Origin of the sequence: Mesorhizobium sp. M7A.F.Ca.CA.004.06.1.1 (genome assembly GCF_003999135.1) — a bacterium.
Taxonomy (GTDB): Bacteria; Pseudomonadota; Alphaproteobacteria; order Rhizobiales; family Rhizobiaceae; genus Mesorhizobium.
The window spans coordinates 1-19,636 of record NZ_RZPQ01000025.1 but is presented as its reverse complement, the minus strand read 5'-3'; the positions used below and the strand labels follow the sequence as shown (position 1 = coordinate 19,636).

General features: G+C 62.4%; 17 protein-coding genes, 1 pseudogene and 1 riboswitch. Of the genes and pseudogenes, 8 read left to right on the top strand and 10 right to left on the bottom strand.

Going from position 1 to position 19,636, the window contains the following annotated elements; all coding sequences use genetic code 11:
* The first annotated feature begins 103 nt into the window (after positions 1 to 103).
* From EN906_RS03500 to EN906_RS03485, 4 genes are all read left to right on the top strand, one after another.
* Positions 104 to 1,066, top strand: a complete 963-nt coding sequence (locus EN906_RS03500) for a type II secretion system F family protein (protein WP_127270729.1) — start codon at positions 104 to 106, stop codon at positions 1,064 to 1,066.
* Between the two features lie 134 nt (positions 1,067 to 1,200).
* Positions 1,201 to 2,022 (top strand): hypothetical protein, encoded by an 822-nt coding sequence (locus tag EN906_RS03495; protein WP_127270732.1) that lies wholly within the window; start codon positions 1,201 to 1,203, stop codon positions 2,020 to 2,022.
* Positions 2,023 to 2,207: 185 nt separating this feature from the next.
* Positions 2,208 to 2,678, top strand: coding sequence for a hypothetical protein (locus EN906_RS03490; protein ID WP_127267794.1), 471 nt, complete (start codon positions 2,208 to 2,210; stop codon positions 2,676 to 2,678).
* A 160-nt stretch (positions 2,679 to 2,838) separates the two neighbouring features.
* Complete coding sequence (locus EN906_RS03485; protein ID WP_127267795.1) at positions 2,839 to 4,014, top strand: GGDEF domain-containing protein; 1,176 nt, start codon at positions 2,839 to 2,841, stop codon at positions 4,012 to 4,014.
* On the opposite strand, the gene gcvP is transcribed toward EN906_RS03485, so the two are convergent.
* From gcvP to gcvT, 3 genes are read right to left on the bottom strand one after another with little or no spacing between them, the layout of a single operon-like run.
* Entirely contained in the window at positions 4,015 to 6,825 is a 2,811-nt protein-coding gene (gene gcvP, locus EN906_RS03480; RefSeq protein ID WP_127270734.1) for an aminomethyl-transferring glycine dehydrogenase, read from the bottom strand.
* 17 nt (positions 6,826 to 6,842) lie between these two features.
* Entirely contained in the window at positions 6,843 to 7,211 is a 369-nt protein-coding gene (gene gcvH, locus EN906_RS03475; protein ID WP_013531953.1) for a glycine cleavage system protein GcvH, read from the bottom strand.
* A 5-nt stretch (positions 7,212 to 7,216) separates the two neighbouring features.
* Complete coding sequence (gcvT, locus tag EN906_RS03470) at positions 7,217 to 8,317, bottom strand: glycine cleavage system aminomethyltransferase GcvT (RefSeq protein WP_127267797.1); 1,101 nt, start codon at positions 8,315 to 8,317, stop codon at positions 7,217 to 7,219.
* A 149-nt stretch (positions 8,318 to 8,466) separates the two neighbouring features.
* A riboswitch (glycine riboswitch) is annotated at positions 8,467 to 8,553 on the bottom strand.
* Between the two features lie 244 nt (positions 8,554 to 8,797).
* Here gcvT and EN906_RS03465 point away from each other — a divergent pair.
* Positions 8,798 to 9,799 (top strand): hypothetical protein, encoded by a 1,002-nt coding sequence (locus EN906_RS03465; RefSeq protein ID WP_127267798.1) that lies wholly within the window; start codon positions 8,798 to 8,800, stop codon positions 9,797 to 9,799.
* 58 nt (positions 9,800 to 9,857) lie between these two features.
* On the opposite strand, the gene EN906_RS03460 is transcribed toward EN906_RS03465, so the two are convergent.
* Together EN906_RS03460 and EN906_RS03455 are read right to left on the bottom strand one after the other, a co-directional pair.
* On the bottom strand, positions 9,858 to 10,586 hold the full coding sequence (locus tag EN906_RS03460) for a GntR family transcriptional regulator (RefSeq protein ID WP_127267799.1): 729 nt from the start codon (positions 10,584 to 10,586) through the stop codon (positions 9,858 to 9,860).
* Positions 10,587 to 10,593: 7 nt separating this feature from the next.
* A complete protein-coding gene (locus tag EN906_RS03455) occupies positions 10,594 to 11,874 on the bottom strand; it encodes a D-amino acid dehydrogenase (protein WP_127267800.1) in 1,281 nt (426 codons plus the stop codon).
* Between the two features lie 220 nt (positions 11,875 to 12,094).
* On the opposite strand from EN906_RS03455, the gene EN906_RS03450 reads away from it, so the two are divergent.
* Positions 12,095 to 12,889 carry an aspartate/glutamate racemase family protein gene (locus EN906_RS03450; RefSeq protein WP_127270737.1) on the top strand — a complete coding sequence of 265 codons (795 nt, stop codon included), beginning with the start codon at positions 12,095 to 12,097 and terminating at the stop codon, positions 12,887 to 12,889.
* A gap of 40 nt (positions 12,890 to 12,929) precedes the next feature.
* On the opposite strand, the gene EN906_RS03445 is transcribed toward EN906_RS03450, so the two are convergent.
* The 5 genes from EN906_RS03445 to EN906_RS03425 form a co-directional block, all read right to left on the bottom strand.
* Entirely contained in the window at positions 12,930 to 13,721 is a 792-nt protein-coding gene (locus tag EN906_RS03445) for a molybdopterin-binding protein (RefSeq protein WP_127270739.1), read from the bottom strand.
* A gap of 1 nt (position 13,722) precedes the next feature.
* Positions 13,723 to 14,601 (bottom strand): cytochrome b/b6 domain-containing protein, encoded by an 879-nt coding sequence (locus EN906_RS03440; protein ID WP_127375070.1) that lies wholly within the window; start codon positions 14,599 to 14,601, stop codon positions 13,723 to 13,725.
* A 97-nt stretch (positions 14,602 to 14,698) separates the two neighbouring features.
* Positions 14,699 to 15,376: a DUF1345 domain-containing protein gene (locus EN906_RS03435; protein ID WP_023810520.1), complete on the bottom strand. Its 678-nt coding sequence runs from the start codon at positions 15,374 to 15,376 to the stop codon at positions 14,699 to 14,701.
* 31 nt (positions 15,377 to 15,407) lie between these two features.
* Entirely contained in the window at positions 15,408 to 15,878 is a 471-nt protein-coding gene (locus tag EN906_RS03430; protein WP_127270240.1) for a YaiI/YqxD family protein, read from the bottom strand.
* Between the two features lie 70 nt (positions 15,879 to 15,948).
* Complete coding sequence (locus tag EN906_RS03425) at positions 15,949 to 17,076, bottom strand: S-(hydroxymethyl)glutathione dehydrogenase/class III alcohol dehydrogenase (RefSeq protein ID WP_127270241.1); 1,128 nt, start codon at positions 17,074 to 17,076, stop codon at positions 15,949 to 15,951.
* 197 nt (positions 17,077 to 17,273) lie between these two features.
* Between EN906_RS03425 and EN906_RS03420 the strand changes: the two are divergent.
* Both EN906_RS03420 and EN906_RS03415 read left to right on the top strand, forming a co-directional pair.
* Positions 17,274 to 19,285 (top strand): annotated as a pseudogene (locus EN906_RS03420) (acetyl/propionyl/methylcrotonyl-CoA carboxylase subunit alpha).
* A 107-nt stretch (positions 19,286 to 19,392) separates the two neighbouring features.
* A partial coding sequence (locus EN906_RS03415) for a PHP domain-containing protein (protein WP_127375069.1) occupies positions 19,393 to 19,636 on the top strand: 244 nt, incomplete at its 3' end.

Sequence of the window (19,636 nt, the reverse complement as noted above, 5' to 3'; positions counted from 1 at the left end):
GTCTGGGGCGCGGCGGAAGCCTGGTAGCTGATCGGCGGCTCGATCACCTGGCTGATGCTGGGCAATCTGATCATGTTCAAAATGTCGAATTTCAAGTTCTGACATGCAGGGCTTCATCGAATTCCTCGCCTCGCTTGCGCCGACCTCATTGATGCCGGTGGCCATCCTGCTGCTGGCGGCGGGTGCTGCCGCTGTTGCCTGGCCTGTTGTCATGGCGAAGGGCGACCGCAACGAGGTCATGCGCCGGCTCAGGGTCGACAACGGCCCCGTGGCCGCCAAACCAGAGCCGGTGCAGAAGAAGAATACCGGCGTCGTGCGCGAGAAGGCAGTGAAGCGGGCGCAGGAATTCTACGCCAGGAGCGATCCGGAAAATGTCGCCCGGCTGCGCATGAAGCTCATCCAGGCGGGCTACATGGAGCCGCGCGCTGTCGGCACGTTCTTCCTGATCCGGTTCAGCGCGATGATCGGCACGGCAATCGGTGTGTTTGTGCTCAACCGGTGGATGGCCAGCCCGGACGCGACGATGGCCAGTCGCTGGACATTCGTCATCCTGTCGGGAGCGGCCGGCTATTTCCTGCCCGGCCTGGTGTTGAGCCAGAAAGTGCGGGAACGCAGGCGCGAGTACCGCAACGGCTTTCCCGATTTCATGGACCTGATGATTGTCTGCTCGGATGCCGGCATGAGCATGGAGGCCGGCATAGAGCGCGTCTCCAAGGAACTCGCCAAGACCTATCCCGCGCTCAGCCAGAACCTGCAGCTGGTGTCGTTGGAGCTGAGGGCAGGGCGCAGCCTCGACGATGCGCTGAAGGCGCTCGCCGACCGCCTCAGCCTGGACGAAGTGCGTTCCTTCGCCACGCTGCTGCAGCAGTCCAAGGAACTCGGCACCAGCCTGTCGGGGGCGTTGCGCGTTTTTTCCGACGACATGCGCCATAAGCGTATGTCGTTGGCCGAGGAAAAGGCGCACGCTCTGCCGGCCAAGATGTCGGTGCCGGTGGTGGTATGCATCCTACCGGTGGTGCTGATGATCGCGGCCATTCCAGTCATCGTCAAAATGACGGCGCAATAGCATGATGCCGAAAGGTGTGAGGCTTCGATTCGAGCTGAAATCGTCCGGCTCTAGCGAGCGCCCCACAAAAGTCCTAGCAGGGGGACTGACAAACCATTGTTATGACCGTACTCGGCCTTGCAGGTGAGAAGTCCATGCTGTTGCGCACCCTCTTCCTCGGCCTTGCCGCAGCCACCCTGTCGCCCGCCTGGGCCGTGGCCGACGATTGCGGCGATGCCGCCGCCCTGGTGCAGCAGGCCTATCCCAAAGCTCGAAAGAGCGCCGACGGCACCTCGTTCACGCTCGAACCTCATATCAGCATCGCCCTGACGGATGGCGACGCGCCGTTTGGGCTGAGCTGCAAGATCTGGCCTGCCCATGACGACCTGCTGTTGGTAGCCGTGCCGCTGATCGACAGCGCCCAATCCAGCGACGATGGCCATGTCGGCGATATCGAGCTTCTGGTCGTCGACAGGAACAGCCAGCGTGTGCGCCTGCGCCTGCTCCAGCCGGGGCTGATCGCCGATGATGCCATCGCCATCCGCAAGATCGAGTTCGATACCGGCCGCTACAGGCTGGCGCCCGGGGTGATGGCCTTCGGCCTGCGCATCGAAATCGCGAACCATTCGCAGGCCAATCCCTTCAGCGAAACCGACCTGCGGCTTTATGTTCTCGCCGACGATGCCCTGCGCCTGGTACTCGATGGCCTTGTCGTGGCCGGCAATGGCGGCGAGGGCGACACCAATTGCGCGGGATCCTTTCATTCGACCGAGGTCAGCCTGGCAATGAGCCCGACGAGCCATCACGGCTATCACGACATGGTCGCGCTCGAGCGGACGCAAACCGATGACCCGTCTCCCGACAAGGATGGCGAGTGCCAGTCCCATCCCGGCAAGCCGGTGAAACGGACCTACCGGCTGCGCTATGACGGCAACCGCTATCCGGTTCCTGAAGTACTCAAGGTCATGGGGCCGTGAAAGGCCGCTCGCTTCCTTGCTGCCGGGATTCTCTTAGGAATAGGTCTTCGTCTGGTGCCTGGTGGTTAATGGCTGGTGTGCCCGAAGCCGAATTTTGGCGGCGTTTCGGCACCGAAGTTTAATCGCCGCTGATATATTGTGTTTCCTGAAGAACGACCCGGCAAATCGGGCGATGAGGCAGGGGCATGCGTCACAGTAATTTCACGGCAATGGCCGCAATGGCGGCCGTCTTGATGATGTCTGGCTGTACGACGAGTGGCGTCGACACCACCAAGACCACCGCCATCCAACCGGCGGCAAACGACACCGAAACCTCCGATCTGGCGCAAGGCAAGGCGCAGTTTCGCGACGCCAATTACGGCCTCGCCGAAAAGCACTTCCGCAAGGCCGTCGAGTTGAAAGCCGACAATGCGGAGGCCTGGATGGGGCTCGCCGCTTCCTATGATGAACTCGGCCGCTTCGACTTCGCCGACCGAGCCTACGGCCAGCTTTTGAAGGTCGCCGGCCGCAAGCCGCAGATCGTCAACAATATGGGCTATTCGCAACTGCTGCGCGGCAATCGCAAGAAGGCCAAGGCGTTGCTGCTCGAAGCGAAGGCCGGCATGGCCGATCCAACAGTCGTCAACGCCAACCTCGCTCTCTTGAACAAGGGTTGATCTCGCATCCATGGGTCCGGTTTCGGGACACGTGCCATCGACGCTTTGTAAACCCTATCCGCAGGTTGCATCGAAGGATTGCCTGAAAACCCGTATCTGAGGGCTGCCGCTGACCTAGAATGCAGCGCAACCGCCGACGCTCAAGAGGCCCTTGCCCGATATGCTGGACTTCAGTTCGCTTCTGCTCGCAGCCGCGCTGTCGGGCATATGCCTCAGCGTCACCATGTTTGCCATTTGGTTCACCGCGCCCAAGGCAGGTTTCGTGCTGACGGTTGCGTGCGGAATTCTGGTGCTCGTTGCGCATGTGATCCTGTTCTGGCGGTACACCAAGGATCCCGATCCGCTGCTTTGCCAGATCGTGCTTGCACTGCTCAGCCTGGGGTTCCTGATCATCTGCTTGTCGGCCATGCAATTTCTGGGGGTGCCCGGCTACGGACGTGCCGTTGCACCTGCGCTTGCCGCCATGGCCATTTGTGCCGTCGTGACCTTTATGGGCTTTGACGGCATTGGCTTCATAGTCACCTACACCACGGTGACGGCGCTGCTGTCGGCGATCGGCGCCATGTTCTGGATCAACGGCAGTCACGATCGCCGCATCCTTCTGGTGGTTTCGTTTCTGAGCGGCACCTGCGCGATGTCGTTTGCGCTTTGCGGCGTGGTTCTGCTGACCAAGGGGCAATGGACGCTCGGGGTTGCGCCCGACAACTGGGCCGAACGATTGAATTCCGTGGTGGCGGTCGCCTGCATGACCGGGCTCGGAGCATTGACGCTCTCCCTCCATCATCTGCAGGCGCAAATTGAACTCAAGGCCGAGACCATGACCGACCCGCTGACTGGGTTGCTGAACCGCCGGGCATTGACGTCGCTCTACGGCGAACGGAGTTTCGGTCCGTTCATGTCCATCGTCATGTTCGACCTCGACCATTTCAAGCGGACGAACGATGTCTACGGTCACCCGGTAGGGGATCAGGTCTTGTGCCGTTTTGCCGCCGTCATCAAGAAATATGCCCGGCCCGGCGTCGACGCTTTTCGCCTTGGCGGCGAGGAGTTCGCAATCGTCATGTCGCGGATGACGGATGAAAAGGCTTACGATCTCGCCAGCAAGATAGGCGTGGCGTTCGGCACCGAAATCGTCCCCACCCAGCTCGGCAAGTTGCGCAGCACGGTCAGCGGCGGCATCGGCTTTGGCGAGGCAAGCGGCAGCAGGCTGGACAACGTGCTCGCCGAGGCGGACGCGGCGCTCTATGCCGCCAAACGCGCCGGACGAAATTGCGTCATCAGCCGCAAGAGGATGGGCAAGGCCGAGCCGATCAAGCCGGCCTTGCGCTCAGCGTAATTACTCCGCGGCACCCAGATAATCCGACAGCGGCGGGCACGAGCAGACCAGGTTGCGGTCGCCGGCGACATTGTCGATGCGTGACACCGGGGGCCAGTACTTGGCTGCCGTGTCGGCGTCGCCGGCCGGATAGGCCGCTTCCAGGCGCGAGTAGGGATGGGTCCACTGGCCGGCCAGCGCCTCGGAGGCGGTGTGCGGCGCGTTGACCAGCGGATTGTCGGCCAAAGGCCATTCGCCCCTGGCGACTTTTGCTGCCTCTGCCGATATGGCGATCATCGCCTCGCAGAAGCGGTCGAGTTCCCGCTTGGGCTCGGACTCGGTCGGCTCCACCATCAGCGTGCCGGCAACCGGGAACGACATGGTCGGCGCGTGGAAACCATAATCGATCAGGCGCTTGGCGATATCGTCGACACTGATGCCTGCACTCTCCTTGAGCACACGGGTGTCGAGGATGCATTCATGCGCGACGCGTCCCTGCCTGCCCTTGTAGAGCACCGGGAAATGCGCACCGAGCCGCGTCGCGATGTAGTTGGCGGACAGGATCGCCGTCTCGGTCGCCTGCTTGAGGCCCGAGGCGCCCATCATGCGGATATACATCCAGGTGATCGGCAGGATCGAGGCGCTGCCGAAGGGGGCGGCGGAGACGGCGTGCGCCGAGCCTTCGGTGACATGGCCGGGCAAATACGGCTTCAAATGCGCCTTGACGCCGATCGGCCCGATGCCGGGTCCGCCGCCGCCATGCGGTATGCAGAAGGTCTTGTGCAGGTTCATGTGGCAGACATCGGCGCCAATGTCGCCGGGACGGGCAAGCCCGACCAGCGCGTTGAGGTTGGCACCGTCGAAATAGACCTGGCCGCCATGCTCATGGATCAGTGCGCAGAGATCGCGTGCGCCTTCCTCGAACACGCCATGCGTCGAGGGATAGGTGAACATCAGCGCCGCGAGATTTTGCGCATGCTCAGTCGCCTTGGCCTTCATGTCGTCCATGTCGATGTTGCCGTCTTCGGTGCAGCGCACGACGACGACGTTCATGCCGGCCATCGCCGCGCTCGCGGGATTGGTACCATGCGCCGAGGAGGGGATCAGGCAGACGGTGCGGTGGTTGTCGCCGCGTGAGCGGTGATAGCCGCGGATGGCGAGCAGGCCGGCATATTCGCCCTGGCTCCCGGCATTGGGCTGCAAGGTGACGGCGTCGAATCCGGTGATCTCCGACAGCCAGCCCTCCAACTCACCGATCATGGCACGGTAGCCTGTCGAGTGCGCGGCCGGGGCGAAAGGGTGCAGATCGGCAATGCTCGGCCAACTCACCGGCATCATCTCGGCGGCGGCGTTGAGCTTCATGGTGCAGGACCCCAGCGGGATCATGGCGCGGTCGAGCGCCAGGTCCTTGTCGGCCAGCCGGCGCAGGAAGCGCATCATCTCGGTTTCCGACTTGTTTTCGTGGAAAACAGGCTGGGTCAGGAACTCCTTGCCGCGCGGCTTGCCGGGCACCGTGCTGTCGGCGGAGACACCAGCCTTGGCGCCGAACAGGGCCGCGATTGCGTCGAGATCGGCCTCGGTCGAGGTTTCGTCGAAGGCAATGCCGATATGATCGGCATCGACGGCACGCAGCAACCTGCCACCCTTTTCAGCCGCAGTGGCGATCGAAGCTGCCTTACCCTTCACCTCGGCCGTCACCGTGTCGAAGCGGCTTGAACCGAGCACGGAGATACCTGCTGCTTTGAGCCCGGAGGCAAGACGATTGGCCAGCGTGTGGATGCGCCCGGCAATCGCCTGCAGCCCGGCGGGACCGTGCCAGATGGCATAGGCAGTCGCCATGTTGGCGAGCAACGCCTGCGCGGTGCAGATGTTGGAGGTCGCCTTGTCGCGGCGGATATGCTGTTCGCGCGTCTGCAAGGCAAGCCGGTACCCAGGCCGGCCCTTGCTGTCGGTGGACTGGCCAACCAGGCGGCCGGGCATCAACCGCGTGAGCCTGTCGGAGACGGCGCAATAGGCCGCGTGCGGGCCGCCAAAGCCCATCGGCACGCCAAAACGCTGCATCGGGCCGACGGCGATGTCGGCGCCGAGCTTGGCCGGCGCGTCGGTCAGCGTCAGGCCGAGCGGGTCGGCGATGAAGACGACGATAGCCCCGGTCGCGCGCGCCTTGTCGATCGCTGCCTTGTGGTCGCCATAGACGCCAAACGTATCCGGCCAGGAGACGAGCAGGGCGGCGGTGTTGTCGTCGATCGTCTCGCCATCGATCTCGATGCCGAGCGGCTCGGCGCGGGTGCGCACCACGTCCAGCGTCTGCGGATGCGGCGTGCCGGCAAGTGCGACCTTGGTTCGCTTGTCACGGTGGTGGCGTAAGGCGATGCCGACGGCTTCGGCCACGGCGGTTGCTTCATCGAGCAGCGAGGCCGAGGCCACCGGCAGGCCGGTCAATTCGGTGACCAGCGTCTGGAAGTTGAACAGCATTTCGAGCCGGCCTTGGCTGATCTCTGCCTGATAGGGCGTGTAGGCCGTGTACCAGGCAGGATTCTCGAACAGATTGCGCTGGATAACCGGCGGGACATGGACGCCGTGATAACCGGCGCCGATGAAGCTCTTCAGCACTGTATTCCCGGACATGACAGCCGAGAGTTCGGCCAGCGCTTCCGCCTCGCTCGCCGGTGCTGGCAGGGCAAGCGGCCGATCGAGCCGGATCGACTTCGGTACGGACTGGCTGATCAGCGTCTCGATCGAGGGCACGCCGATGGCGGCCAGCATCGCTCTGGTGTCGTTGAGGCCGGGACCGATATGGCGGGCCGAGAAGGGGTAGGGTGCTGCGGTCATGTCAATAAGTCCTGGTATCAACCGATATGGGCTTTGTAGGCGGCCTCATCCATGAGACCGGCGAGCTGGCTTTCGTCGGCAAGCTTCATCTTCCACAGCCAGCCGGCTCCGGTTGCTGCCGAGTTGACCAGCGACGGGTCCGACGACAGCGTGCCGTTCGCTTCAGTGATCTCGCCATCGACCGGTGCATAGACATCGGATGCCGCCTTGACGGATTCGACCACGACGGCGGTGTCGCCCTTGGTCAATTTCTTTCCGGTCTCCGGTAGTTCGACGAAGACGAGGTCGCCGAGCTGCTCCTGCGCGTAATCAGTGATGCCGACCGTGGCGATGCCGCCCTCGACGCGGAGCCACTCGTGATCTGATGTGAAATAGGTCGTTGCCATTGAGATCATCCTTTGCGGTAGCGATGCGGTGTGAAGGGCAGGGAACTGATATCGACTGGGATTTTTGTGCCGCGCACGTCGGCGAACACCCGCGTTCCGGGCTTTGCCAGAGGTGTCGAGACATAGCCCATGGCGACCGGATGGCCGGCCGAGGGGCCGAAACCGCCCGATGTGACCTGGCCGGCCGGATTGCCGTCGGCGTCGAAGAGCGCGGCACCGCCACGCACCGGCTGGCGACCTTCCGGCTTAAGCCCGACCCGCTTTTGCGCGGGTCCTTGTTCCACGGCGGCGCGGAGCGCATCGGCGCCGATGAAAGCGCCGGAAGCGCGGATGTCCTTTGGAATTGCCCACATCAAGGCGGCGCTGGCCGGATTGGTCTCCGGCGTGATGTCCTGGCCATGCAGGCACAGCCCTGCCTCCAGCCGCAGACTGTCGCGGGCGGCCAGGCCGATCCACAGCACGCGTTCATCGCCGAGCAGCTTCGCGACGAGATCGCGTGCATCGGCTTCCGGCAGGCCGATCTCGAAACCGTCCTCGCCGGTATAGCCCGACCGGCTCATGAACCAGTTCTTGCGCGGTTCGACACCATGCATGAAAAGCAGCGAGCCGGTCTCGATGCCGGCGCGGGAAAGGGCGGCCCAGGCTTCAGGACCCTGGATGGCCAGGAAGACGCGGTCGAGCGGCTCGACCCTGGCGTCGAAATCCGCGGCAAGTGCACGCAAATGCTTTTCGTCGGCGACGGCGTTGCCTGCGTTGGCGACTATCATGAACCTGCTATCGCCAAGTCTGGTGACGATGAGGTCGTCCAGGATGCCGCCTGCCTCGTTGAGGAAAAAGGACAGTTTGGACTGTGAGATTTGGAGTGCGCCTGCATCCAAGGGGCAAGCGCGGTTGAGCAGCGCAACCGCCTCCGGCCCGCTGACTTCGAACAGCTTCATATGCGAGATGTCGAACAGGCCGGCCTGTTCGCGGGTGTGAAGATGTTCCTTCATGACGCCCGCCGGATAGGTCAGCGGCATCGACCAGCCGGCAAAAGCACCGAAGCGCGCACCGGCGGTTACATGGATGTCTTCGAGGGGGAGGTGTCTTGTATCGTCGCCCGTCATGTCGTCTCCAGAGTCGCACGCAATCGGTCGCGAATGGCGACCAGTCCGTGCCCCTCTGTCTGAAGCCTGAGAGACTCGCGCAGCCGGAGCTCTGTCAGCGGCGCTTACACCTTCGGCGCGGGGGCAAGCCCCGACTTTCCAGAGTGTCTTTCCCGTCTACGGTTCTTTTGCCTGAGAGATTTCGGGCGATTTCCCCTTCGGCGACAGCTCTCGCTGTTCTCTCCCGCACACAGGTAGGACTCAGACCCTGAGTCCTCGACGCGCCATCCATAGCTCGCGCGCGGCGGCTTGTCACCTGTCAGCGACATCTAAAGCGCGTGCGTACCATTCTTCAAAACCGCGGCACGTTTTTGGGCGACATGCGTTGGCCGACAAGTCTTCGCTAACCACGCCGTTTGCCGGTTTTTCAAGACACTGCTGATATGTTGGCGTGTATGACGCTTGGGGCCGGCGCTTGGCGACGGCGGACGGGGACGACAAATGGGCGAATTGATCATGAGCGCGCCGGTGGCCGGGCTGACCTCGAAAAGCCGCATCGCCGCGGAGGACGTAGCGATGTTGCGCCATGAAGTGTTCGGCGACGGCGTCGTGACGCGCGGCGAGGCCGAGGCGCTGTTTGCGCTCGATGCAACGGCGAAGGACAAATGCCAGGAATGGCCGCCCTTCTTCGTCGAGGCGGTCACCGACTATATCGTCCACCAGGAAAAGCCGTCGGGCTATATCTCGCAAGACAATGCCGACTGGCTGATCCGCACGATCTCGCGCGATGGCATGGTCGACAGCCGGACCGAGCTCGAATTGCTGGTGCATGTGCTGGAACAGGCGAAATCGTCGCCGAGCCAACTTTGTGTGTATGCGCTGGAGCAGGTGGCGCATGCCGTCATTGACGGCAAGGGGCCGCTGATGCTCGGCGGCACGCTGGCTCCCGGCCTCATCGCACAGGCGGAGGTCGAGTTGCTGCGCCGGATCCTCCACGCCCATGGCGGCGACGGCAACATCGCCATCACGCGCGCCGAGGCCGAGGTGCTGTTCAAGATCAACGAGTGCACTGCCCAAGGGCACAATGATCCGTCCTGGAACGAGCTGTTCGTCAAGGCGATCGCCAATTTCATCATGTGCTCGGCCGGCTACGAAGCACCGACGCGCGATGTGGCGCTGCGCCGTGATGCCTTCCTCGAACATGCCGATCCGGAAATCGGCGGCTTCTTCAGCCGCATGATCTCCGGCGGCCTTGCCGGCATCATGGAAGCCTATCGGTCGCCAGGCGACATCGAGGCCGAGTGGGAAGCCAAGAACAGGGCGGCCGAGGCTCTGGCCCGCCGCGCCGAGACGGTCGATGCCGGCGAAGCCGGCTGGCTGATCGAACATATCGGCGTCGACAGGCCTCTTTATGAGAACGAACGCGCGCTGTTGACCCTGATCAAGCACGCCTCACCGGAAATCCATCCGGCGCTGAGGCCGCTGCTCGACAAGGTCGCCTGAGCGGTAGGGGTTGCCTGAGCGGTAGGGGGTTGCCTCGGTCAAAGCTGGGGTTGCCCGATTAGATCTGGTCGACGTCGATGTATATCCTTGCCAAGCCTTCCCTGACGGTCGACATGGCATCGGCGACACTGATGGCGATGTGGTCGTGCATGAGCCTTGCGGCGCTGTTGGCATCGCGGGCTACCATGGCCCGGGCGATTTCGCTATGTTCGGTGTAGGTTGTCGACAATCGCCGGTGCTTCTCCACTTCGATCTTGCGAACGAAATGGATGCGCGTGTTGATGCCTTCGAGCATGCGCGCCAGTTCGGGATTGCCTGACAGCCTGGCGATGCGGATGTGAAATTCCTCGTCCCTGGCGGTCAGTTCGGCGCTGGAAAACGAGTCGGCGCGCGCCATGGTGAGCGCCCACCAGTCGACGAGCGTGGCAAGCTCCTCATCTGTCGCGCGCTGGACCGCCAGCCTGACGGAGCGCTCCTCGAGCACCGCTCGCACGTCGGAAAGATTGACGATCTCGTCGACATCGAAGCCCCGGCAAAAGAAGCCGCGATTGGTCTGGAAGGTGATGAGTTCCTCCGTGACCAGCCGCTGGAGAGCTTCCCGGATCGGGCTGCGGCTGACATTCAGCCTCGCGGCAAGCGCCACTTCGTTGATGCGTTCGTTCGGCTTGAAGCGATAGTCCATCGCCATGCGACGGATCTCTTCATAGACACGCGGGCCGGTCTTGATCGGCTTGGATGCCAACGCCGCATTGTTGTCCTGGTTGGTTTGTCTGGTGGGTCGAAGCATGGCGTCGTCAAGCCTTTGCGGCGCTTGGTTCGGCGAACCGCGCCTGTGTGGGAAGGATGCCGTCGAGGGCGATCGGCGCTGCCCGGCCGGCGATCAGATCGGCGACGATACGGGCCGATCCATGCGCCATGGTCCAGCCGATATGGCCGTGCCCGGTGTTCAGCCACAGGTTTCGGATGTCGCGCAGGCCGAGGATCGGCAGGTTGTCGGGCGTCATGGGCCTCAGGCAGGCCCGCATCTCGGCGCGATCATAGGCGATGCCGCGCGGGAACAGGTCCTGCGTGACGCGCTTCATGAAGGCGAAATCCGAAGGCTTGTGGCTGCGATCATAGCCCGCGAATTCCGCGGTGGCGGTCACGCGGATGCGATCGCCCATCGGCGTGATGGCGACGAGATTGTGCTCATCGATGACAGGGAGTTTTGGAGCCAGCGCCTGATCGACGATGGGAATGGTCATGGAATATCCCTTGACCGGATAGATCGGCAGACCAAGGCCGATCTTGCGGGCGAGGACGGGGCTCTCGGCGCCGAGACACAGAACGTAGGTGTCGGCCAGAAACTCTCCCTTGTCGGTGACGATCTTGGTGATCGTTTCCTTTCTGCGTTCGATCCCCACGATCCTGGTCCCTGTCAGGATCTTGCCGCCCCTATTTTCGACGATGGCCGCCAGCGCGCGCGTGAACTTGGCGGCGTCGCCGGTTTCGTCGGTCGGACACAATACGCCGCCGGCAATGTTGTCGCGCGACAAAGCCAGCGCCGGCTCGCGGTCAACGATTTCCTGCGCGTCGACGATACGGATCTCCTGGCCGTCGGCCTCCAGCAGGCGCATGTTGGCGATGCCCTTGTCGAGCGCCTGGCGGTTGCGGTGGAAGTAAAGAATGCCGGCCGATGTCCTGTCGTACTGGATCGCTTCCTCCCTGACGACCGCCTGCAGGACCGATTGGGAATGGACCGCAAGCCGATGTTTGAGAAGGGTGTTGCGACGCGCTTTGGCGGCCGTGCATTGCATGAGGAAGCGCAGCGACCAGCTGTAGAGATGCGGGTCGGCGGAGAGCTTGAAACGAAGCGCCTGGTCTTTCTGGAACAGCGACTTCAGCAGGATTTTTGGCGCGGCCGGCGATGACCAGACGAAGGAATGGCCGGGCGCGATCATGCCGGCATTTGCCCAGCTTGCCCCTTCGGCCACCTGTGATGCCTGCTCGAGAACGGTGACCGTGTGGCCGTCCTTCTGCAACTGATAGGCAGTGGTGATCCCGACAACGCCACCGCCCAAGATCAATATGCGCATCGCTGACCCGAATGGTTGTCGTTTCTATTGTCGACAATTCAACAGGAAGACGCTGGCCATTGTCAACGGCGCGTGGGTCGACGATCGATTCACCGTTCAGACAGGGCGAAATCCGGCATTTCCCGGTTCCCAAAATTGGAACGGAGCTCTTGACACGTTTGGCAAAGTTGTCGCTTCTATTGTCGACAATTCTGATTGGCATCAGGAAGGGGACTGCGCCATGGACGCCCCGCTTAGCCGCGCCGACGATGCGCTTGTCGTCGACAAGGAACACATTCCCTTCAAGACCGACGACGGCATCGGCACCCGCGCCAATCTCGGCCTGCTCGTCCTTCGAACCGACCAGACCATCGAGGATGAATTCCGCTATGCGCTGCCCGCGCGCGACATCGCGCTGTACGAGGCGCGGCTCTACAGCGATGTCGAGATCACGCCGGAAAACCTGATGAAGATGTCGGCCGTCATCCCGGAAACTGTCGGGCTCTTGCCGGACGTCAAGTTCGATGTGATCGGTTTTGCCTGCACCTCGGGAGCGCTGGTTATCGGCGAGGACAAGGTCGCCGAACGCGTTCATGAGGTGCTGCCGGGCGTGCAAGTGACCAACCCGGTGACGGCGGCAAGGGCGGCGCTGAAGGCCCTGGGCGTCTCGCGGATCGCGCTGCTCACCCCTTATCTGGCGAAAATCAATCATTCGCTACGTGCATCGCTGATGGCGCGGGGGATGGACATTCCGGTCATGGGCTCCTTCAACGAGGCGGATGACAATGTCGTTGCGCGCATCACGCCGGCATCGGTCAAGCAGGCCATCTTGGAAATCGGTGCGTCGAGCGACTGTGAGGCGGTGTTCGTTTCCTGCACCAGCATGCGCGTTGCCCGCATCATCGAGGAGGTCGAGAAGGAACTGGGGAAACCGGTAACCTCGAGCAATCACGCCCTTGCCTGGCACATGCTGCGGCTCGGCGGCATTGGCGAGCAGATCGCCGGAAAGGGCGAACTGTTTCGCCGCTCGCTATAGGTTGGCCATCTTTGGGGCCGCAGCGTTTGCGGTGTGCGATTCAGATTCCGCCGTACCAGTCATAACCATTGTCTTCCCAATAGCCGCCGCGACCGCCGCCGACAGTGGCGAAGCCGTCGACCAGCTCGATCTTGTAGAGATATTTCGGCATCTTGTAGCCGAGTTGGCGCTCGACGCGAACCCGCAGCGGAGCGCCGTTCTCGACCGGCAGCGGCTTGCCGTTCAGGCCATAGGCGAGGATCGTCTGCGGGTGACGGGCATCGATCAGGTCGATGCTGCCGTAATATTTGATGTCGCCGGAGAGGCTGCGGTCGATCGTATCGAGGCAATGGAACATGACGTAGCGCGCCTGCGGTTTGACCACCGCCTGGTCCAGCACCAGCGACAGCGGCGTGCCGGTCCATTTGGCGATGCAGCTCCAGCCTTCGACGCAGTCATGGCGGGTGATCTGGGTGCGGCTCGGCATATTCTGGAGTTGCTCGCGGCTGAGCGATAGCGGCTTCTCGACAAGGCCTGAAACCTCCAGTCGCCAGTCGGCAAAGTTGTTGGCGAGCAAGCCCTTGTAGACATCGTCATCGGGAGCGGTGACACCATTCGGCCGCTGCGGCTGGCGGATGTCGGCCTCGGTGAATTCCGGGGCCAGCGCGTCACTTCCGGCAAGCAGCCGCTGTGCGCGGTAGGTCAGGCCATTGGCGTTTTCGAGGAAACTGCGCAGGCCGCTGCCAACACCTAGCTGACTGTCGAAGGCGTCGCAGCCCGACAGCATGATGCCGGAGACGCCAAGACTGGCACCGGTCAGGAATTTGCGGCGGCTGATCTGGAATTTTGCCATGTCAGGCACTCCTCTCGGCTGTATCGTCCTGTGCGGGAGGATCTGTCCGATACCAGCCGGTGATGATCGAGCGCAGTTCGTTGATCGGGCCGGCGGCCAGGATCATCAGGATATGGACGACGAAGAAGGCGACCAATAGCACCATGACGGTGAAATGGATGGTGCGTGCCGTCTGCCGGCCACCGAGCAGATCGTTGAGGAACGGCAGCACCGAATTCATGCTCGGCGACATGGCCAGACCGGTGATGATCATCAGCGGCAACAGCACGAACAGCACCCCGCCATAGGCCATCTTCTGCAGCGTGTTGTATTCGCGCGTGTGGTGGAATTTGAGCTTGGCGTGGTCAACGATGTCTTGCGGCAATCGTTTCAAATCGTCGAGGCGTGGCGCGAGATCGCGCCGCAGATGGCCGTTCACGGTGCTGGCGACAAACCAGACGATCAACGTCGTGGCCAGTATCCAGGCAAAGAAGAAATGGATGACGCGCGCGGTGCCGAGATCATAGTAGGATGGGATGGTCGCCCAGGAGGGAACGGCGCGGGACGTCTCCTGGCCGGCCGGACCCGACCAGCCGAGCACGCCAGTGGTGTCGAAGCGATGCCCAAAGATTTCCGTGTAGCCGCGCGGACCCGCATCGGAATTCTCGGCGCCGATGGCGAAGATGGTGTTGTTGTATTCGAAGCCCGATTCTTTGCCGATATAGAGCTGCGGACGGGCATTGAAGATCTGCAGGCCTGACAGCAGCATGAAGAACAACGAGATAGCCCAAAGCCAATGCGTCAGCCGTGTCCAGCGCGACTGCCGGTAGATCAGCGTTTTGTCGTTCGACGCCGAAGCGCCTGGATCGGCGGCGGATTGGCTTCTGGCAACGGATTCCATCGTCTTTCGTCTCCCGGCCTCGCGGCATGGCCTGCGCGTTCATTGTCCTCCTGATACGTCGCGATCCAAACCGATGTTTCATCCGATCACGGATTTATTACGGACCGCCCAGGCTGACGGCGAGATTGACGGCGGCGGCGACGATGACCGTGTTGAAGAAAAACGACAGGATCGAATGGACAAGCACGACACGACGCATATGCGTGGTCGAGATGTTGGTATCGGCGGTCTGTGCCGTCATGCCGATCACCGTCGAGAAGTACAGGAAGTCCCAGCCCTCCGGCCGTTTGTCGCCCGGGAACAGCAGTCCGCCGACAGGGATTTTCTTCCTGGTCTCGGCATCCACAGCATCGCCGTCCATCCAGTAGACATGAGCATAATGGAGCGCTGCCATGGCATGAATGGTGAACCAGCCGAGCGGGATCGACAGCAGCGCGAAGGTGAGCTCGACGGGATGGCTTCTGTCCTTCTGATTGATCAGTAGGAACAATGAGATAACGGCAACGCCGACGACGACAAGCGTCACAGCGAAGATGACCAGCACCGGCTGGTCCGTGGCACGCGCATTCCTGCTCAGATACCTGCCGGTGAACTTCGGCATCTGGGCGACGACGAGAATGACATAAGCGGCAAAGAACGCGTTGGCGCCGATCGAATAGGCAAGCGGGGCGTGCAGCAGCAACGCCACGAGAAGCGCAAAAACGCCAACGCAGGCCGACACAGCGAACAACATGTGGCGCTGAATGGGAGACTTCACCGGGGTTTCGGCAGCCATGTCGGTTCCAACCTTGAATGGCGCTCGGTTTCTAGTCTGGTGTGGCGGATTTGAGCGCCCGCCGCAAGATGCGGTCGAGTTCGCCGAGAAACCGCGACCGGTCTTGCGGCGCGAAGCTGGCATTGTAGCCCTTGCTTTCGCCGGTCTCGCGCAGATGCTGCTTCAGGTCACGCATGGCTACCGCCATGCCGATCGTTTCCGGCGTGAAGGGGCGTCCCGTTGGCCCAAGCACATGGGCGCCGAGTGCCACCGCGCGGGCGGCCAGCGGAATGTCGGCGGTGATCACAATGTCGTTGGTGCGTGCATTGTCCACGATCCAGTCGTCGGCGGCATCAGCGCCCTTGGAGACCACCACATTGCGGATCATCGGATCGCGCGATGGCCGCAGGCCGCCATTGGAGACGTAGGTGACAACGACGCCATGCCGGTCGGCCACTTTTTCGACCTCGGCCTTGACCGGGCAGGCGTCTGCATCGACGAGAATAGCGGGGAGTTCGCTCATGTTTCTTTTCTCCTCCCACTTGTGAACCACAGAGGTCGCGGGCCGATTGGGCGGCGGCCTGGTATCTTCCTCAGTAAACCACGACGCTTCTGATCGATTTGCCCTCATGCATGAGATCGAAACCCTTGTTGATGTCCTCGAGCTTCAGCGTGTGAGTGATCATCGGGTCGATCTGGATCTTGCCGTCCATGTACCAGTCGACGATCTTGGGCACGTCGGTGCGGCCGCGCGCGCCACCGAAGGCGGTTCCCATCCAGGTGCGGCCGGTGACCAGCTGGAACGGCCGCGTCGAGATCTCCTGGCCGGCACCGGCGACGCCGATGACGACCGACTTGCCCCAGCCGCGATGCGAGGCTTCCAGCGCCTGGCGCATCACCTTGGTGCTGCCGGTGCAGTCGAATGTGTAGTCGGCGCCGCCGATCTGGTCGGCGCCACGCTTGGTCATGTTGACGAGGTGGGGCACGACATCGCCGTCGATCTCCTTCGGATTGACGAAATGCGTCATGCCGAAGCGCTCGCCCCACTCCTTCTTGTCGTTGTTCAAATCGACGCCGATGATCATGTCGGCGCCGGCAAGTTTCAGGCCTTGGATCACGTTGAGGCCGATTCCGCCGAGGCCGAAGACGACGGCGGTGGCGCCGATCTCGACCTTGGCGGTGTTGATCACAGCACCGATGCCGGTGGTGACGCCGCAGCCGATGTAGCAGATCTTGTCGAAGGGCGCGTCGGGGTTGACCTTGGCTAGCGCGATCTCGGGCAGCACGGTGAAGTTGGAGAAAGTCGAGCAGCCCATATAGTGAAAGATCTTGTCCTTGCCGATCGAGAAGCGCGATGAACCATCGGGCATCAGGCCCTGGCCCTGGGTGGCGCGGATGGCCGTGCACAGATTGGTTTTTCGCGACAGGCAGGAATGGCACTGGCGGCATTCGGGCGTGTAGAGCGGGATGACGTGGTCGCCCTTCTTGAGCGAGGTGACGCCCTTGCCGATATCGACGACGACGCCAGCGCCCTCATGGCCGAGGATGGCCGGAAACAGACCTTCAGGATCAGCACCCGACAGCGTGAATTCGTCGGTGTGGCAGATGCCGGTCGCCTTGATCTCGACCAGCACCTCGCCCTCACGTGGGCCGTCGAGATCGACCTCCATGATCTCCAGCGGCTTTCCGGCGGCGACAGCGACAGCGGCGCGGGTTTTCATCAGACGTCCTCCAATGCGAGTTTTTTCCAAGGTTTCAGGTTTTGCCGACACGATCAACTGGCGGCTGGCTCCCTGACTGGGCCACAGCGATGAATTGGAATCGCAAGTCGATTGAAAGGCAGTGAATTGCATGGTCGGCTTGACCCTGCAAGCACAGGCCATAAAAGGAACGGCCGACCCGAGGGATGACATTTCGCATGTTCACCAAGATCCTGATCGCCAATCGCGGCGAAATTGCCTGCCGCGTCATCAAGACGGCGCGCAAGATGGGCATCGCCACGGTTGCCGTCTATTCCGATGCCGATCGCGATGCCGTGCATGTCGAGATGGCCGACGAGGCGGTGCATATCGGGCCTTCACCAGCCGCGCTGAGCTATCTCGTCCCGGAAAAGATCATCGCCGCCTGCAAGGAAACGGGGGCCCAGGCCGTGCATCCCGGCTACGGATTCCTGTCCGAGCGGGCGGCCTTCTGCGAAGCGCTGGAAGCGGAAGGCATCATTTTCATCGGCCCGAAGCCCAAGGCCATAAAGGCGATGGGCGACAAGATCGAATCGAAGAAGTTCGCCAACGCCGCCAAGGTTTCCACCGTGCCCGGCTGGCTCGGCGTCATCGAGAATGCCGACCATGCCGAAAAGATTGCCGGCGAAATCGGCTACCCCGTGATGATCAAGGCTTCGGCCGGCGGCGGCGGCAAGGGCATGCGCATCGCCTGGAGCGAGGCCGAAGTGCGCGACGGCTTCGACCGCGCGCGCTCGGAAGCCAAGAGTTCGTTCGGCGACGATCGTGTCTTCATCGAGAAATTCGTCGTCGATCCGCGCCATATCGAAATTCAGGTGCTGGCCGACGCGCATGGCAATGCGCTCTATCTCGGCGAGCGCGAATGCTCGATCCAGCGACGCAACCAGAAGGTCGCCGAAGAGGCGCCGTCGCCGTTCCTGGATGCCGAGACGCGCAGGCTATGGGTGAGCAGTCGGTGGCGCTGGCCAAGGCCGTCGACTACCAGAGCGCCGGCACGGTCGAATTCATCGTCGACAAGGACAAGAACTTCTATTTCCTTGAAATGAATACACGATTGCAGGTCGAGCATCCGGTGACGGAGCTCGTCACAGGCATTGATCTGGTCGAGCAGATGATTCGCGTCGCCGCCGGCGAAAAGCTTGCCATCAAACAAAGCGATGTCAAACTGAACGGCTGGGCAGTGGAAAGCCGGCTCTATGCCGAAGATCCCTACCGCAACTTCTTGCCGTCGATCGGCCGGCTGACACGCTACCGGCCGCCTGAGGAAGGACAATTCGGCGATGTCATCATCCGCAACGACACCGGCGTCACCGAAGGCTCCGAAATCTCGATGTTCTACGATCCGATGCTCGCCAAGCTGTGCACCTGGGCGCCGACGCGTCTGGAGGCCATCGATGCCATGTCGGAAGCGCTCGACAGCTTCGTCGTCGACGGTATCGAGCACAACATTCCGTTCCTGGCTGCCTTGATGCAGCATCCGCGTTGGCGGGAAGGGCGGATATCGACCGCTTTCATATCGGAGGAATATCCCGACGGCTTCGCGCCGGTCGTACCGAACGACGATGAGAAGGCCGTGCTGGCGTCGATTGCGACGGCGGTGGAACTGCTGCGCCGTGACCGGCTCGACCGGCTGGGCGGGCGGCTGGCGCCGCATTCGGGAGCTCTGAAGCGCGACTGGGTGGTAAAGATCGGCGATGACTATCTGTCGGCCTCGATTATCGAGGGCATGATTTCCATTCCGATGGAAATCGATCTGTCGATCGAGGCCGGCAGGGCGTTGACCGTTGCAGCAGACTGGCGGGCGGGCGACCTGGTCTGGCGCGGCACGGTCGGCAAGCGCAAGGTTACGGCTCAGGTCAGGCCGGTTGCCAACGGCTTTCGCATAGCCTGGAAAGGCATGTCGGTGACCGCGCGCGCCATGCTGCCGCGCACCGCCGAGCTGGAAAGGCTGATGCCCGAAAAGGTGGCGCCGGACACGTCGAACCTGCTGCTTTGCCCGATGCCCGGCCTTGTCGTGTCGATTGCCGTTGCCGAAGGCCAGGAGGTCAAGGCCGGCGAGACCTTGGCGGTGGTGGAAGCGATGAAGATGGAAAACGTGCTGCGTGCTGAACGCGACCTTGTCGTCTCCAAGCTCAACGCCAAACCGGGTGACAGCCTGGCTGTCGACGCGGTGATCATGGAGTTTGCGTAAGGCTGGCCGGGCAGGCAGCCTGTGATCAGCAGTGGTTTGTGCTGGACTGGCATCGCGCGGTCCCGGACAATACATCTCCATCGACTCAAGGACCTTCACACAGCACCATGGCCGACGAAAAACTTCCCCGCGATCCCCTGAAGCGCGAAGCAGCGATTGCTGCGGCGCGGCCGGAGGCCCCGGCGCGGCCCTTCGTCCATTTGCGCGTGCATTCGGCCTATTCGCTGCTGGAAGGCGCCTTGCAGATCGGCAAGGTGGTGGCTCACGCCGTCAAGGACGAAGCCCCGGCCATTGCCGTGACCGACACCAACAATCTGTTCGGCGCCCTGGAATTCGCGCAGAAGGCGGTGA